Origin of the sequence: Luteibacter anthropi, assembly GCF_023699965.1 — a bacterium.
In the GTDB taxonomy this organism is placed as follows: domain Bacteria; phylum Pseudomonadota; class Gammaproteobacteria; order Xanthomonadales; family Rhodanobacteraceae; genus Luteibacter; species Luteibacter anthropi.
On sequence record NZ_CP077072.1, the window covers coordinates 4,819,453 to 4,835,995 of the forward strand.

14 protein-coding genes are annotated in these 16,543 nt (G+C 64.7%); 9 read left to right on the top strand and 5 right to left on the bottom strand.

Features of this window, described 5'->3' with window-relative positions; all coding sequences use genetic code 11:
- Positions 1–32: 32 nt before the first annotated feature.
- On the bottom strand, positions 33–1,466 hold the full coding sequence (locus KR767_RS20640; protein ID WP_250877622.1) for an aldehyde dehydrogenase family protein: 1,434 nt from the start codon (positions 1,464–1,466) through the stop codon (positions 33–35).
- A 98-nt stretch (positions 1,467–1,564) separates the two neighbouring features.
- Between KR767_RS20640 and KR767_RS20645 the strand changes: the two genes are divergently transcribed.
- Entirely contained in the window at positions 1,565–2,455 is an 891-nt protein-coding gene (locus tag KR767_RS20645) for a LysR family transcriptional regulator (RefSeq protein ID WP_250877623.1), read from the top strand.
- A gap of 78 nt (positions 2,456–2,533) precedes the next feature.
- Here the strand turns inward: KR767_RS20645 and KR767_RS20650 are convergent, their stop codons facing one another.
- Positions 2,534–3,232 carry a GNAT family N-acetyltransferase gene (locus KR767_RS20650; protein ID WP_250877624.1) on the bottom strand — a complete coding sequence of 233 codons (699 nt, stop codon included), beginning with the start codon at positions 3,230–3,232 and terminating at the stop codon, positions 2,534–2,536.
- Positions 3,233–3,331: 99 nt separating this feature from the next.
- Here KR767_RS20650 and KR767_RS20655 point away from each other — a divergent pair, with 99 nt between their 5' ends.
- Both KR767_RS20655 and KR767_RS20660 read left to right on the top strand, forming a co-directional pair.
- Positions 3,332–4,246, top strand: coding sequence for a peptidylprolyl isomerase (locus KR767_RS20655; RefSeq protein WP_250877625.1), 915 nt, complete (start codon positions 3,332–3,334; stop codon positions 4,244–4,246).
- A gap of 221 nt (positions 4,247–4,467) precedes the next feature.
- Positions 4,468–4,770, top strand: coding sequence for a hypothetical protein (locus KR767_RS20660; RefSeq protein ID WP_250877626.1), 303 nt, complete (start codon positions 4,468–4,470; stop codon positions 4,768–4,770).
- Between the two features lie 144 nt (positions 4,771–4,914).
- Here KR767_RS20660 and KR767_RS20665 read toward each other — a convergent pair whose 3' ends face one another.
- Together KR767_RS20665 and KR767_RS20670 are read right to left on the bottom strand one after the other, a co-directional pair.
- Positions 4,915–5,730: a DUF3014 domain-containing protein gene (locus tag KR767_RS20665; protein WP_166947009.1), complete on the bottom strand. Its 816-nt coding sequence runs from the start codon at positions 5,728–5,730 to the stop codon at positions 4,915–4,917.
- A 224-nt stretch (positions 5,731–5,954) separates the two neighbouring features.
- Positions 5,955–6,830, bottom strand: coding sequence for an alpha/beta hydrolase (locus KR767_RS20670; RefSeq protein WP_250877627.1), 876 nt, complete (start codon positions 6,828–6,830; stop codon positions 5,955–5,957).
- Between the two features lie 182 nt (positions 6,831–7,012).
- On the opposite strand from KR767_RS20670, the gene KR767_RS20675 reads away from it, so the two are divergent.
- The 6 genes from KR767_RS20675 (at position 7,013) to KR767_RS20700 (ending at position 13,553) form a co-directional block, all read left to right on the top strand.
- The gene (locus KR767_RS20675) at positions 7,013–7,354 is read left to right on the top strand and encodes a YXWGXW repeat-containing protein (RefSeq protein WP_166947011.1); all 342 of its coding nucleotides are present in this window, start codon (positions 7,013–7,015) and stop codon (positions 7,352–7,354) included.
- A 194-nt stretch (positions 7,355–7,548) separates the two neighbouring features.
- Positions 7,549–8,652: a Glu/Leu/Phe/Val dehydrogenase gene (locus KR767_RS20680; protein WP_166947012.1), complete on the top strand. Its 1,104-nt coding sequence runs from the start codon at positions 7,549–7,551 to the stop codon at positions 8,650–8,652.
- A gap of 135 nt (positions 8,653–8,787) precedes the next feature.
- Positions 8,788–9,360, top strand: a complete 573-nt coding sequence (locus KR767_RS20685; RefSeq protein WP_250877628.1) for a COG4648 family protein — start codon at positions 8,788–8,790, stop codon at positions 9,358–9,360.
- On the top strand, positions 9,357–10,085 hold the full coding sequence (gene fabG / locus KR767_RS20690) for a 3-oxoacyl-ACP reductase FabG (RefSeq protein WP_250877629.1): 729 nt from the start codon (positions 9,357–9,359) through the stop codon (positions 10,083–10,085). The genes KR767_RS20685 and fabG overlap by 4 nt, the downstream gene beginning before the upstream one ends.
- Positions 10,086–10,221: 136 nt before the next feature.
- Entirely contained in the window at positions 10,222–12,315 is a 2,094-nt protein-coding gene (gene yccS, locus KR767_RS20695) for a YccS family putative transporter (RefSeq protein ID WP_250877630.1), read from the top strand.
- A gap of 80 nt (positions 12,316–12,395) precedes the next feature.
- The gene (locus KR767_RS20700; RefSeq protein ID WP_250877631.1) at positions 12,396–13,553 is read left to right on the top strand and encodes an isovaleryl-CoA dehydrogenase; all 1,158 of its coding nucleotides are present in this window, start codon (positions 12,396–12,398) and stop codon (positions 13,551–13,553) included.
- A 100-nt stretch (positions 13,554–13,653) separates the two neighbouring features.
- On the opposite strand, the gene KR767_RS20705 is transcribed toward KR767_RS20700, so the two are convergent.
- Positions 13,654–16,476, bottom strand: a complete 2,823-nt coding sequence (locus KR767_RS20705) for an autotransporter serine protease (RefSeq protein WP_250877632.1) — start codon at positions 16,474–16,476, stop codon at positions 13,654–13,656.
- Positions 16,477–16,543 lie beyond the last annotated feature (67 nt).

Below are 16,543 nucleotides of genomic sequence, written 5' to 3' on the forward strand. Positions count from 1 at the left end.
CGACGGCTTCGGGGGGGAACTACCGCTACATCCTACTCGACGACTTCGGGGGGACTGAGTACAGTCTTGGCTTCCAGGTAAGCTTCCAGGCCCATCACGCCGTACTCGCGACCCAGACCCGACTGCTTGAATCCACCAAACGGTGCCTTTGGCTCGTGCGACATTCCATTGATAGCGACACGCCCTGCATCGATCCTCGATGCCACCCGAAGTGCGCGCTGCGTATCGGCGGATATGACATACGCCTGCAAGCCATACGGCGTGTCGTTGGCAATGGCAATGGCCTGCTCTTCATCTTCGTACGCAATGATCGACAGCACGGGCCCGAAGATTTCCTCCCGGGCGATGGACATGTCATTGCGCACATCGGTAAACAGCGTGGGCTTCACCAGCCAGCCACGCTCATAGCCATCGGGCCGGCCTTCGCCACCGGCAAGCAACCGCGCTCCCTCGGCAATACCCTTGCCGATATAACCCTGCACGCGCTCCCACTGACGCCGGCTCACCATCGGACCAATGGTGGTATCCGCCCGCAACGGATCACCCGAAACAGCCGCTTCAACCAGCGCAGCCGCCTTCGTTTCGAACTCCGCCAGGCGGGCACGCGGCACAAGGATGCGCGTGCCCGCGATACAGGCCTGCCCGCTATTCATGAAGCCCGCCGCAAGAGCCATCGGCACCGCGCTGTCGAAATCGGCGTCATCGAGAACCACGGTAGGCGACTTACCGCCCAGCTCCAGCGTCACGCGCTTGAGCGTGTCCGCCGCGGCACGCACGATGCCCTTGCCGACGATGGTGGACCCGGTGAAGGAAATCTTCGCCACGTCAGGACTACCGACGATCCCGGCTCCCACGACATCGCCGCGTCCGGTCACGATATTGAACACGCCAGCCGGCGCACCTGCTTCATGCAGTGCTTCGGTCACGATCCGGGTCTGCCACGCGCTCATCTCGCTGGGTTTGATCACCGCGGTGCAACCAGCGGCAATGGCCATCGCCAGCTTGCCGCAGATAAACCCCGCGTTGCTGTTCCATGGCGTGATAAGACCCGTGACACCCACTGGCTGCATCGTTACGGTCGCCGTGCCCATACGCCGGGTGAATTCGTAGCGTTCCAGCGCATCGATCGCACCTGTGAATACGTCGGCTGCGTGGGCGGTCATCCAGTGTGCCCGGGCGAACGGAGCGCCATATTCCGTCACCACCGCTTCCAGCAGATCGTCCGCACGTGCCATCACGGCATCGTGCATGCGCCGAAGCAACGCGATGCGCTCGGCCACCGTCGTGCGGGAGAACGCGGGAAACGCGCGCTTGGCAGCGGCAATGGCAAGACGCACATCGTCCGCGTCCGCCAGCCGCACGCTCCCGATCACTTCCTCCGTTGCCGGGTTGAACAGATCGAAGCGCTCGGTACCGTGCGGGGTGACGAAGGCACCGTCGATGTAAACAGTGTCGATGGAGATCATGGGAGGCTCCTGTGGGATTGACGCCTCCAAGGATGTAGCCTCCCCATTAGCCTGATAAGCTGCACAAAGGCAAACAACCCATTAAGCCAGAACGGACAATGCGCAGCGGACTCACCGAACTGGAAGCCGTTCTCGCCGTGGCCCGCCTGGGCAGCTTCCGGGCCGCGGCAGGCGAGCTCGACCTGTCCACCTCGGCGGTCAGCCAGGCTGTCGCCACTCTGGAGGCCCGGCTGGGCGGCCGCCTGTTCCACCGCACCACCCGAAGCGTTCGCCTCACCGAAGCCGGCGAACGCTTCGTGACCGAGCTTGCCCCGGCCATGCAGGGCATCCGCGTCGCCATGGACCGGGCCCGGGACGGCGACGAAGCCCCGGTAGGGTCACTCCGGCTCAATATGGCCGCCGGCGCGGCACACCGGCTCATGCAGCCGCTACTCATCCCGTACATGCAGCGCTATCCCGCCGTGCATGTCGAGGTGGTCACCGACGGAAGACTGATCGACATCGTCCGCGAAGGATTCGATGCCGGTTTCCGCACGCAGGACGTCGTACCGGGCGACATGATCGCCGTGCCCTTCGGCTCCCCCATTCGCTTCGCCGTTGTCGGATCGCCGGCGTATTTCGCACGCCATGGTCGCCCGCACACGCCGGACGAACTCGCACGCCACCGCTGCATCCGCGCGCGCATGAGCAGTGGCCATATCTACCAGTGGGAGTTCGAGCGGCACGGCGAAACGGTGACCGTACCGGTCGATGGCAGTGTCACCCTGAACGAGCCGAAGTTGATGGTGAGCGCGGCGAAAGCCGGGCTCGGGCTGGTCTATCTCAGCGAGTACGACGTGGAGGAAGGCCTCGGCGATGGTTCTCTGGAGCGCGTCCTCGACGACTGGACACCCCCCTTCGATCGCCTGTGCCTTTACTATCCCGGTCGCCGCCATGTGCCTTCACCCCTTCGCGCCCTGATCGACTTCATCCGCGAACACCCCCTGTAGGAGCGCGCCTTGCGCGCGACCGGTGTAGCGTATGTGTTTCAAGGTTTCGCGATGACCGGTCGCGCGCAAGGCGCGCTCCTACAGGGGTTCGTTGATGTCGATCGCCGTCAGCGTCAGCTTCGCGCGACGCCGGAATCCCAGGTTTTCATAGAGCCGCGTCGCCCCATCGTTACCCGCCGACACGTGCAGGAACGACGCCAGCCCCTGTTCCCGATGGTTGTTTACCAGCGAGACGAGCAGTGCCCGCGCCAGCCCACGACCCGTGAAATCCGGATGCGTGCATACCGCGCTGATTTCGCGTGCACCGGGAACGATCATCCGCTCACCTGCCATCGCAACGAGGCGATTTTCCTGAAGAATGCCGACATAGGATCCCAGCTCCGCCGTGTGCTCACGAAAGAACTCTGGATACACCAGCTGCGTGAGCGCCCGCATGCGTTCGCGATGCTCGGGCCCCAACACCACCACCTTCTCGCGCGTGGTCAGCTCGCCGGCATCCGCAGGGCGCAACAATTGCAGCGTTTCCGGAACCGCGTGATACGCAGTCACCGGCACGCGCTGCCAGCGTCCGGGCATATGCTCCGGCGCCGTACCAAGGAAATACCAACGTCCCTTGAGGCGTGCGTCATCAAGGACCTTTGCATCCGGCCGCGCCACGGCCATGAAAGGCGCGTAAGACGCGCCGTACCACAATGCCTCGCCCGCATGACGCGCAAGGTCTGCGTGGCCTCCGCGCAGGGAATGCCATAACGGGTTATCGAGTAAGGAGGTGTCCATGCCGTTTCCTTTGCCTGCCCACCTATGATCTGAGGGATACCCGCGCACATCTCAACCGGCTCTGCTAACGTCGCCCGACATAGCCACCCAGGGGAAACCATGCTCGCCCGTACCTGCCTTGCGCTCGCCCTCGTCCTTGCCCTGCCCGTCCATGCCGCCGACGATGCGAAGAAAACACCCTCGGCCAAGGATCTCCTGGCAAAGTCCACGCCAGACGAATGGCGCACGCCCGATCCGGCCAACCTGGTGTACATGGACCTGCCGCAAGGCCGGGTGATCATCGAGCTGGCCCAGGACTGGACACCGGCGCACGCCGCCAACATCCGCACGCTGATCCGCGAGCACTACTTCGACGGTACCCAGGTCATCCGCGTACAGGACAACTTCGTCACCCAGTGGGGCGACGCCGATGGCGACGACAAGGCCAAGGCAAAGTCCCTCGGCACGGCTAAGGAAAGCCTGCCGGCGGAATTCACCCGCAAGGGTGGCAAGTATCCTTTCACCCGGTTGCCGGATGGTGACGTCTATGCACCCGAAGTCGGTTTCTCCGACGCTTTTCCAGTGGCGCGCGACGCGAAAGCCGGCGAAGCATGGATCACCCACTGCTACGGCACGGTAGGCGTGGCGCGCGATGTCGGCGCCGAAACGGGCAACGGCAGCTCGCTGTACGCGATCATCGGCCAGGCCCCGCGCAACCTCGACCGCAATCTGGCCGTGGCCGGCAAGGTACTCAAGGGCATGGAGATTCTCTCCGCCTACCCGCGTGGCGGCGAGCCGATGGGGTTCTATGAAAAACCTGATCAGCGCGTGACCATCAAGAGCGTACGCCTCGCGGCCGACGTACCCGAAGCGGAACGCACGCCCATCCAGGTGCTGCGCACGGAGAGCAAGACCTTTGCCGCGGTGATCGAGGCCAAGCGCAATCGCAAGGACGACTTCTACACCCGCCCGGCGGGCAAGATCGACCTGTGCAACATCAACGTGCCCGTGCGCGATCCGTCGAAAAAGCCCTGAACCACGACACCCTCCCCCTGTAGGAGCGCGCCTTGCGCGCGACCGGTTTTCGCGAACATACCCATGGTTATCGCGACAATTCGGTCGCGCGCAAGGCGCACTCCTACAAGGGATCGGCACATTCCTGCCAGCAGACCAGTCCGCGCATCCCACTCGGCGGGATGAGGGCCGATCTCTCCCGACGACTCTGATCGTCATCTGGGGCGATGGCGTCCCGGGACATGAACCTGCGAGAAGGCGCCAGCAGGTTGCCCCATGACCCGGCTATCGTCCCAGGTGTCGATCATGACGCCAGTCGCGCGCCGGCCGAGTTGCACCTTGCCGATGGGCACCCTCTCACGTTGTCGTTCCGACCAGAGGACCGGTGGCGGGCCCTGGTGGTCGTGGCCGTACTGGATGACGTGCCGCGCTGGAAGATCGATATACAAAGAAGGGACGATCATATGCAGCTATTGCGTTTTGTCATGGATTCGAACGACGACGCGTTACGTGCATTGTTCGATAACGCAGGCATTCACCTGTAGGAGCGCGCCTTGCGCGCGACCGGTTTTTGCGAACATACCCATGGTTATCGCAACAACCCGGTCGCGCGCAAGGCGCGCTCCTACAGGGGCATGGGGGGCGCCAGCCGTTGGCGCAGCAGATTTAAGTCGTGGATGCCGTGACTATCAAGTACCGGGCGTCGCCACGATGGCATCACGCAGTGCACGCAGCTTGTTCTTCAGCTTCGCCTCGTTCTCCGCACCGACGCGAACCATGAACTTCTGCCCGGCGGAAAGCTGCTCATAGGTGGGGTTGGAATACACATACCCCTGCTTCTCAGGGAGCAACTGCAGGCTGCCTTTCGGCTCCGGTGCATCCAGCAGGTGGTCGATCACTTCCACGAGGCGATCATTGAAATACCCATTGGTGCCCAGATCTCGATAAGCCTGCTGGAACAACGGATAATTGCGCTTGTACCAGGCAGCGGCCGCCTGCGGCTGGATACGATCTGCCACGTACATATACGTGGCATAGCGATCCGCATTTTTCTTCGCCGCGACGAACATGCCGTCGGCCGACTGCACCTGGAAGGTGCCCGTGGGCGTGCGCAGCGGTAGCACGTTCATGCCGATGGATTGCTTCGGCAACGCGTCGATGGTGGAGACCATGCGCGAAATGATCGCTTCCGGTCGCAGCAGCGACTTGAGCGCACCGTCACCCGAAAGCGCCAGCAGCCCCGCGAGCACCGCATCGTCGCTCTGGTCCAGCGAAGGCAGCGCTGCCGTGGAAGCCCCGGCCGGTCCGTCGATGGGATGTTGCGGCAATGGCTGGTCATGGACCTGGGTCGGCGGTGAGGCCGATGAGGACGCAGAGGCAAATGGCGGCGCGCCTGCTGCTTCGCGAGCCTGCTTCTCTCGATACACGAATACCGCGATCACGGCGGCGATCGCCACGACCAGTACACCCGCTATCCACTTCGAACCCGACGACTGATTGCTCAACGCTGCTACTCCGGTGAAACCAACCCCCATGGGACTACGAACGCCCCGGTTGGTTCAAGGCTGGGGCATGCATGTGGCAAAACACGGCGCAAAAGATTGCGCCACGAAGCGGCTTTTTTGTAAGAGCGCGCCTTGCGCGCGACCGGGCGAAGCGAAAATCATGAACATCTTCGTGACAACCGGTCGCGCGCAAGGCGCGCTCCTACATAAAGCTGGGCACGCTCTTACAGGTCCGTGCCGGAGAGGAAGGCCAGGGCTGCGGTACGCACGCATTCGTCGTCCACCACCTTGCGATGGCCCAGGCGGCGTGTCTTCAGCAACGTGGCGCCGGGCCAGAGCTTCGCATACAACTCGCCATGCTCCAGCGGCACCTGCTTGTCGAAACAATCATGCACCACGAGCAGCGGCTGGGTGCGCAGTGGCGCGTGATGCCGGATATGCAGGTCATCGATGGCGTAGCCGGTGCGTGCTGCCAGCGCATCGTGCATCGAGGGTCGAAGGTGCTCGGCCAGGCGCATGAACCGGGCGAACTGCCGCGTCACCGCCTGCGGATCGGCGGGCGGGGCGATGAGTACGACGCGCTTCGCCGTCCAGCCATCGTCGAGTGCGATCGTGGTGGCGGCGCAACCCAGTGAATGCGCCACTACGCCCAGCGGATCGCCGTAATGCCGGGCCACACCCGACAACGCACGCATGAAGTCGGGCAGCGTGCACAGGTCGCCATCACTGTGGCCATGCGCCGGCTGGTCGAACGCCACGGCGGCCCAGCCCTTTTCCAGCAGGAACGGCGCCCAGCTTTCCCAGCGCAGCCCCATGCTCGACCATCCGTGCACCAGCAGCACGTAAGGTTGCGTCGACGGATCGCCCCATACATAGGTTGCGATGTCCTGATCGCCCACGCGCACGGTTTCGCGACGGGCCGTCATTTTCGTCTGCGCATACGCCGCACGCGTGCGGGTACTGGGCAGCGGTGTCTGGAAGATGCGCGCCGCATGCGCGGCCGTGCGCTGCGGCGCCAGGTAACTGCCCACGCGCCAGGCGCAACGGAGGCCGAGGATGGTCGCGACGGTGCGGACGCCGATGCGGCGGGGTGCTTTCATGGAGGTCGCGTGATCGAAAGTCGGCATGCCAGGGATTGGAGCGCGACACCCGGCCTGAGGTTCCCGGCGGTCCCGCTTTCGGCTAGCTGAACACTGTCATCCCTGTCGGGTCAACCCGGCCCACACGAGCTCCGTTCTAGCGCCCGGGTCCGCCAATGCGGACATCTTGAGGAGACCGCACGATGAAACGCCTCACCCGCTCCCTGGCCGTCGCCGCCGCCCTGGGCCTGGCCGTCGGCGCCGCGAGCTTCGCCCCGCCCGCCGCCGCGCGGGAAGTCATCGTCACCACCGTGCGCGTCGCCCCGCCACCGCCGCGCTATGAAGTGGTACCCGGCCCACGCGTGGGCTATGTCTGGGCGCCGGGTTACTGGAACTGGTACGGCGGTCGCTATGTATGGGTGGGCGGCCACTGGTACGGCGGTCGTCCGGGCTATGTGTACCGCCCGCCGGTATGGCGCCCCTACGGCGGCGGCTGGCGCATCCAGCGCGAGACCTGGGTACGCGATCCGCGCTGGCATCGTTAAAAAAATGTAGCTTGCTGCGCCGCACCTACACAGCTCCCCCATAGGGGTTAAACTAGCCGGCAGACAGGACATCATCGCCCCCGCCCACAGGCCGGGGCGATTTTTTTGGACGGTTACCATCCCCGACGACCGAGGTCGCCGGAATCCACCTCTAAAGCGGTGCTGCTGCCGCTGGAAACTGGAGTTTGCGTTCGATGATTTTCGAAACCATCGCCAACACGGGCCACGAAGAAGTCGTCTTCTGCCATAACAAAGACGCCGGCCTGAAGGCCATCATCGCGATCCACAACACCGTGCTCGGCCCCTCCCTCGGCGGCCTGCGCATGTGGCCCTACAAGACCGAGCAGGACGCCATCAACGACGTGCTGCGCCTGTCGCGCGGCATGACGTACAAGAACGCGGTGGCCGGCCTGAACCTGGGCGGCGGCAAGGCCGTGATCATCGGCGATCCCTCCAAGGACAAGTCCGAAGCGCTGTTCCGCGCCTTCGGCCGCTTCGTCAACTCGCTCAACGGCCGCTACATCACGGCCGAAGACGTCGGCATCGACGTCAACGACATGGAATACGTGTTCCGTGAAACCGAATACGTCACCGGCGTGCACCAGGTGCACGGCGGTTCGGGCGACCCGTCGCCGTTCACCGCGTTCGGTACGTTGCAGGGCCTGATGGCCGCACTGCAGACCAAGCACGGCAACGAAGACGTGGGCAAGTACAGCTACGCCGTGCAGGGCTGCGGCCACGTGGGCAGCGAGTTCATCAAGCTGCTGCGCGAGCAGGGCGCCAAGGTGTTCGTCACCGACATCAACAAGGATGCCGTGCAGCGCTGCGTCGACGAACTTGGCTGCGAAGCCGTGGGCCTGGACGAAATCTACGACGTCGACGCCGATGTCTACAGCCCGTGCGCCCTGGGCGGCACGGTCAACGAGCAGACCATCGACCGCATCAAGGCGAAGATCATCTGCGGCGCGGCCAACAACCAGCTGGCCACCGACGCCATCGGCGACGAGCTGTCGCGTCGTGGCGTGCTCTACGCCCCGGACTACGCCGTGAATGCCGGCGGCGTGATGAACGTCTCGCTGGAAATCGACGGCTACAACCGCGAGCGCGCCATGCGCATGATGCGCACGATCTACTACAACGTCGGTCGCATCTTCGAGATCTCCGCCCGCGACAACATCGCGACCTACAAGGCCGCCGATCGCATGGCCGAAGAGCGCATCTCCGCCATCGGCAAGATCCGCCTGCCCCACATGGGCAACGGCGCTCCGCGCTTCCAGGGTCGCATGCGCGGTCAGTAAGCGTTTAGGACAGGGTTACAAAGGAGCCACCGCAGCAATGCGGTGGTTTTCTTTTGTCGCCGGTCAGATGGCGCCTTTTGAACGGTGGCCCGCGAACTGCCATCATGGGCGCTCTTTCCGCCATCGCCGCCATCCATGCGCAAGCTCGCCACCTTCGTTTTCGTGCTGGTCGGCGTGGCCTACCCCTTTATCGTGTATTTCGGGGGCGAACGTGCCTCGCCATTGGTCCTCGGCCTCGTCCTTGGTGCTCTATGGCTACTGCGTGCGCCGGCCCTGCTGCGCCAGCCGGGTGGCCGCTGGATGCTGGTGCTGGCCCTTGGTTATTGCGCCGTCCTGGGCCTGGGTAACAACGATGCCCTGCTGCGCTGGTACCCCAGCCTGATCTGCCTGCTGCTGCTTGCCATCTTCGCGCTGAGCCTGCGCTACGGCCCGCCCATCGTCGAGCGGATCGCCCGCGTGAGCGATCCCGACCTGCCGCCTGCCGCCATCGTCTACACACGCAAGGTTACCTGGGTGTGGATTGCTTTCTTTGCCCTCAATGGCAGCTGCTCCGCCCTGCTGGCCGCATGGGGGCCGCTGTCGTGGTGGACGCTCTATAACGGCGTTATCGCCTACGTCGCCATGGGTGCACTGATCGCCGTGGAATGGCTCTGCCGACGCCGCCTGCGCCGTCGCATCGACAATACCCTCATCGGAACGCATCCATGACCGACACCATCCTCGTCACCGGCTCCAGCCGTGGCATCGGCCGCGCCATCGCGCTGAACCTCGCCGACGCCGGCTACGACATCGTGGTGCACTGCCGTTCGCGTCGCGACGAAGCCGAAGCGGTGACGAACGAGATCCTTGGCAAGGGTCGTCGTGCACGCCTGCTGTCGTTCGACATCGCCGATCGTGCGGCCACGGCCGCGGCACTGGAAGCCGACGTCACGGAACATGGCGCTTATTACGGCGTGGTGTGCAATGCGGGCCTCACTCGCGATGGTGCCTTTCCCGCACTCAGCGAGGATGACTGGGATACCGTGCTGCGCACCAATCTCGACGGTTTCTACAACGTGCTCCATCCACTGGTGATGCCGATGATCCGTCGTCGTGCCGCAGGTCGCATTGTCTGCATCACGTCCGTTTCCGGCCTCATCGGCAATCGTGGGCAGGTCAATTACAGCGCGTCGAAAGCCGGTGTGATCGGTGCTGCGAAGGCGCTGGCCCTGGAACTCGCCAAGCGGAAGATCACCGTCAACTGCGTCGCGCCCGGCTTGATCGATACCGACATGCTGGATCCGGGGGTGCCCGTGGAACATATCCTCAAGGCCATTCCGATGGAGCGCAGTGGCACCGCTGACGAAGTGGCCGCTGCCGTGCGCTTTCTGGTGAGCCCGGAAGCCGGCTACATCACCCGCCAGGTGCTTTCGGTCAATGGCGGCCTTTGCTGAGCGCCTCCTGTAGGAGCGTGCCTCGCGCGCGACCTGCTTCGTGGCAAGGTTCAGTCGCGCGCGAGGCGCGCTCCTACAGGAGCCTGATGGGGTGAGGCAGCAAGAATGTGCTGGAGCGACGCGCTAAGCTAAACCCATGCGTGCCCTCCGATATCTCGTCGAATCCGATCGTTTTGCGGACGTTGTCCGCGTCTTCGTGGCACTGGCCGGCATCACGGCGTGGTGCACCCTGAAGGGACCGGCCGACGCCATCGTGCCTGCCCTGCTCGGCGCCATTGCCTGTGCGCTTTCGGAGACCGACGATGCCTGGCGCGGACGGCTGCGCGGATTACTGGTGACGCTCGTGTGCTTTGCGCTGGCCGCCTCCGCCGTGAAGGCCAGCATCGGCACCCCGCTGCTGTTTGGCCCGTTGCTTGCCGTGGGCACCTTCCTGCTCGTGATGCTCGGCGCCGCCAGCGGCCGCTACGCCACCATCGCGACTGGCACGTTGATCCTTTCCGTCTACACGATGATCGCCTCCGACGCCCCGGGTGGCAGCGGCGCGCAAGGAACGCTGGCCATCCTCGCGGGTGCCGCGTGGTACGGCGTACTGTCGCTGGCGTGGAGTGCCTTCGCTCCGCAACGTGCCGTTCGCCACGCACTGGCCCGCCTGTTCGAAGCCCTGGCAGGTCAGATGGAGGCCAAGGCAGCCCTGTTCGAACCCGTTCGCGACCTCGATCACCACGCATTGGAGGTGGCGTTCTCGCGAAGCAACCTGCGCACGGTAGATGCCCTTGCCGCCGCACGCGCTGCCTTGCTGGACCGCATTGGCCGGCGCCAGCCGCGCGGACGTATCGCCTCGCGGCTGGGCCTGTTCTTCGTTGCGCAGGATATCCACGAACGCATCAGCTCGTCGCACTACCCTTACGACGAGCTTGCCGCCGAGCTGTACCACAGCGACCTCATGTTTCGTTTTGGTCGCCTGATCCGCTTGCAGGCCCAGGGGTGTCGCGAACGGGCCGACGCCATCCGCCGCATCGCACCCATGCAGCCTCTCACCATGCCTGCCCATGCGCTCGATGACGTACGCGAAGCCCTGGCCTACCGGCAGCAGCACCTGCCTGCAAACCTGGCAGTAGATGATGCACTGGCCGCCCTGCTGCGCAACGTCGAGCAATTGCAGGTTGTCATCGCGGGGGACGGTGCTCCGCGCGATGACGATGACATGGCCCTGCAAGGCGATGATCCCCCGAGCCTGCGTGAGGCGCTCGTCCGTATCCGCCTGCGACTCAACCGGCGCTCGGTGCATTTTCGCCATGCCGTCCGGTTGTCCGCCGGCATGCTGGCCGGCTATCTGGTGATGCTCGCGCTGCACCCCAGCCATGGGTACTGGATCCTCCTCACCACCTTGTTCGTCTGCCAGCCGAGCTATGGCGGCACACGCCGACGGCTCACGCAGCGCGTGACCGGCACCCTGGCGGGCCTGGTCACGGGCTGGGCCATGCTTCAGCTGCTGCCGGGCGGCGACTGGCGCCTGCCCGTGCTGGTCGCCAGCGGCGCGGCGTTCTTCGCTTTCCGGCTTCGCCGTTACGCCCTCGCCACGGGCGTCATCACGCTTTTCGTGCTGCTGTGCTTCGACCGCGTTGGTGCCGGTTACGACGCCATCGGCCCGCGCCTGCTCGATACGCTGCTGGGCGTCTGCGTCGCCGCCACGGCCATCCGCTTCGTGCTGCCCGACTGGCGCGTGCGCCGGCTGGATGACGTCGTGGCCGATGCCCTGCTGGCTTATGGGCGCTACCTGGAGCGCATTGCCACGCAGTACGCCACGGGCAAGCACGACGACCTGCCTTATCGCATCGCCCGTCGTGACGCCCATGCGGCGCAGGCCGCGGTGGCCGGCAACGTCGTGGAATTGCTCGCCGAGCCCGGACATCCCCGCGAACGAGGCGAACGCGCCCTGCGTCTGCTCACCGACCTTCAGGCTGCCTTGTCCCACCTTTCAACGCTGGGGGCGCATCGGCAGTTACTGCCCCCGGGAGAGGCCCGGGCGCTGGTCGAGCTGGCCACCCACCTGGCCCATGGTTTCGACACTCTTGCTGAGCATGTGCGCATGGGTACGCCGACGTCTCCGCTGGCCATGCCCCCCGTGCCCATCGATACCACGGCGGACGAGACGCTGCGCATGCTCGACCGTCAATGCCTGCTGCTGGCGCGTGTCCACGACCACATCGGCGCCCTTCCACCCGCCTGATTGTTGCGACGCGCCGTGGCTTGACGGTGCCGCCACGCTACGATGGGTAGCTTTTCCCCCGCCCCCATCGGAGTTGCACCATGCGCCCGTTTTCCCTCGGTGACGATATCGACCTCCTGCGCGACAGCGTCCGCGCCTTCGCCGAAAAGGAAATCGCCCCGCGCGCCGACCGTATCGACCGCGAAAACCAGTTTCCCGACGATATCTGGGCCAAGTTGGGCGACATGGGCCTGCTGGGTATCACCCTGCCCGGCGATCTCGGTGGCTCCGAAATGGGCTTTCTCGCCCATATGGTCGCCATGGAAGAAATCTCCCGCGCGTCGGCCTCAGTAGGCCTGTCGTACGGCGCGCACTCCAATCTGTGCGTACAGAACATCTACCACAACGGCAACGATGCCCAGCGCCGCAAGTACCTGCCCAGGCTCGCCAGCGGTGAGTGGGTGGGCGCGCTGGCCATGAGCGAGCCCGGTGCCGGCTCCGACGTGGTCGGCTCGATGAGCTGCAAGGCCGAACTGGTCGGCGACACCTGGGTCGCCAACGGCACGAAAATGTGGATCACCAACGGTCCCGATGCCGACGTGCTGCTGGTCTACATGCGCACCGCGCCGCGCGCAGCGGGCAGCCGCTGCATGACCGCCTTCATCATCGAGAAGGGCATGAAGGGCTTCTCCACCGCACAGAAACTCGACAAGCTGGGCATGCGCGGCTCGAACACCTGCGAACTGGTGTTCGAGAACTGCGAGATTCCGGCAGAAAACATCGTCGGCGAAGTGAACGAAGGCGTGCGTGTGCTCATGAGCGGCCTCGATACCGAGCGCCTCGTGCTCTCCGGCGGCCCCATCGGCATCATGCAGGCCGCGGTAGACCTCGTGCTGCCCTATGTGCGCGAGCGCAAGCAGTTCAACGCCCCCATCGGCACCTTCGGCCTCATGCAGGGCAAGGTGGCCGACATGTATACGGCGCTGCAATCCTCGCGCGGCTTCGCCTATATGGTGGCGCAGCAGTTCGACAACGGCGTGAAATCGCGTATCGATCCTGCCGCGTGCCTGCTCAATGCGTCCACCAACGCCGTGATGGTGGCGCTGGAAGCCATCCAGGCGCTAGGTGGTAATGGTTATATCAACGAGTTCCCGGCGGGGCGGCTGCTGCGCGATGCGAAGCTCTACGAGATCGGCGCGGGCACGAACGAAATTCGCCGGATGCTTATCGGTCGCGAACTGTTCCACGGAAAGTCTTAACCAGGCGCCTCCCCGGTCACGTCACCGCAAGCGGCGTGTCACAACCATAGCGACCTGATCAACGCCGCCGCTTCCGGCACACGGAAGCGGCGGCGTTTCATTACCAGGCCACGCGCACACTCGCCGACGCCGAACGCGAATGATCCCGGTCGGCAAAGCGCTGATCCATGCCGAACGCCAGCTGCGTGCGCTCGCTCATGTCCCACCCCAACTGCAATCCGGCCGTGGCCGCGCTACGCGACAGGCCGATGCCTTCCACCGGGGCCCATTGCGAGAAGCCCGTGTAGCGTGCGGCAAACACCTCGCCCCGCGTGGCGAACGCGTTCTGCCAGCCCAGCTTCATGTCCAGGCGCAACTTGCCGTACGACGTGAACCAGGAAGCCCCCGCACGTACGCCCACGCCAGCCTGCCAGCGCGACGTGGTGTGATCGTTGGCCGTCAGGCCGAAGCCATCGCCGCCTATTTCCTGGAAACCCGAGCGATGAATGCTGGCGTATTGCACATTGGCAAACGGCGTCAGCGAGAACGCGCCCATCTGCGTGCGATAACCCAGTTCGCCATAGGCGGAGTTGTAGCTGCCGTTGATATCGCCACCGGCAAAGGTCGCTGCCTGATCGCCGAAACGCAGCAGGCGACGCGTATCGCCACGGAAGCTGCCGTAGCCTACGCGCCCCACGCCGTACCAGTTGGCCCCTTGCGTTCCGGCATAGAACGAGCCTTCGGTGGAGCGGTTGCGCTGGCGGTCGAAGTTGCCGGAGAGCTGGCCGGTGCTGCGCATGGTAGCTACCGTCACACCGGCGAAGCCGTTGCTGCCGATGCGCACGTCCTGGCCGATCATGCCACCCGAGAGGTTGAAGCCGACGTTGCCGAAACCAGCGCGACTCATGCCACCCTGATCGTTGAGCGACTGCGCCCACGAACCCCGGGTGGTATCTGCATCCAGATGCGACATCAGCGCATCGTTACCTGCATCGATGCCGGCCAGCGTCACCGCCGTACCGGCAGCGTAAAGCTGGCCGGAAAGCGATTCCAGCGAAGCCTGCGCCTGGGCCGTGCTGCGCGACTGCTGGATGCCGCCCGCTGCGGACAAGGTGCCATTGGCGACGACATTACCTGCCGATGAAGCCAGCGACTGATCGATCTGTGCAAAAGCCGCATCGACGCGTGTGGCGGACGACTGCGCCGCCAGCGATGCAGGCATGGACGCCTGCGCCACCTTCACCACGCTGATGTGCGACGTGTCCACCCAGACTTCCGTCGGCGCATACTGCAACGTGGTCTGCAGATAGATGCCCGGTGCTGTACTCAGGCCGGCAAACTGCCCGCTCACGGACGAAGCCGTCAGCACCTGCTGGTGCGATGCCGGCACATATTTGTCCTTGACGCCCGAAATATAGAACTGACCATTCAACGATGCGGTGCCGTTGACGATCAGTGGTGCACCCAGCACCTGCGCCAGCGTACCCGTGCTGCCCTGGACGAAATTGCCCGTGATCGTCGTACCCGCATCCGTCGTCTGTAACCGACCCTGGTTGAGCACGTTGCCGCCGATGTCACCGTGCGCAATCACCTGCCCCGCCGGCGATCCAGACTGGGCAGGGAGAATCGTGACCGCACCGGGCAACCGGCCCATGGATTCGAGCGTGGTGCCTTCGCCGACAATGCTGCCGCCGCTGTAGCTGTTGTTTTTGCTCGTCAGCACGAGCCGTGCATTGCCGCTGGTGGTAAGTCCACCCGTGCCGCTGATGTCGTTGCTGAAAGTGACGTCGCTGCCCGCAACGAGATTGATCGTCAGCGGACCCCAGTCGAGCGTGCCGGGCCCACCGATGGCACGGCCCACGTTGAGGCGACCGTAGCCGTATACCGGGTCGGGACCCGGCGCGCCCAGATCATCGGCGGTGCCAAGGATGATCTGGCGCACTGCGTCCTTCGACAACGTGGGAAACACGCCAGATACAACCGCAGCGCCGGCGGCCACCTGTGGCGCGGCAAAGGAGGTGCCGCTCCAGACCTCATACGAAGGATTGGCCGCCGTCGCATTGGCCGCCAGCGTCACGACGGCGCCCGGCGCCGCCAGGCAATAGTTCTGCGCGATACCGCACCGGTTGGAGTAGGAGGCAATGCTGGTGGGGTTGGCGCTGTCCAGCGCTACTACCGTCAGCCAGCCACGCTCAAGCTCGGGCGCGCGATTGGGTAGTGCGGCGACATCCGACGGATTTGCCTGGCCACTATTACCCGCGGCAAAAACGAACAGCGCCCCGAACCGGGCGGCCGAATACGCGTCACGGAAACTCTGCGTGGTGGACGCGCTGGATGCATCCCAGTAAAGGCCACCCCACGAATTGTTGATGATCGTGGCCTTGGCACCGATCAGGTCGCTATTGATCTTGCCCAGCGGATCGGCCGACGTGACCTTGTTCCCCTGGCCGCTGCCGTCGTCGGTCGGCGCCTTGTCGGCAATGATCCGGGCCGTGACGATGCTGGCGGACGGTGCGATGCCGCCACCGAACAGACCCTGTGTCGTGCCCACCGCCACTTCGGCCACGGCCGTGCCATGGCCCACCACGTCGCCCACGCTGGTGTTGTTTACCACCGGGTCCACGTAGCTGAAGCTCTGCAACACTTTGCCGTTGAGGGTGGGATTCGTCGCGATCACCCCCGAATCGACGATACCGATGATGGTGCCGGCACCCTTGGCACCTGCCGCCTGTGCCGCTTTTGCATTGGTGGCCGTGAGCTGGATATCCGACGGCGGCGCCGGAGCCGACGGCGTGGAAGGCGGTGTCGCCGGCTGCACCGGGGGCGGGATGTTATAGGAGGGACGGCTATTGCTCCCGCCTCCACCGCCGCCGCACGCGGTTACGCCCAGACTCACGCAAACAGCCAGCGCAAGCTCGCGCTGGCGGAGCAGGTTCCAATGCATCTCGTTGTTCCCCCGAATGGACGTCAATGTCGTGAGGCCTGATCCTGGCCACATGGCGCAGGATGTT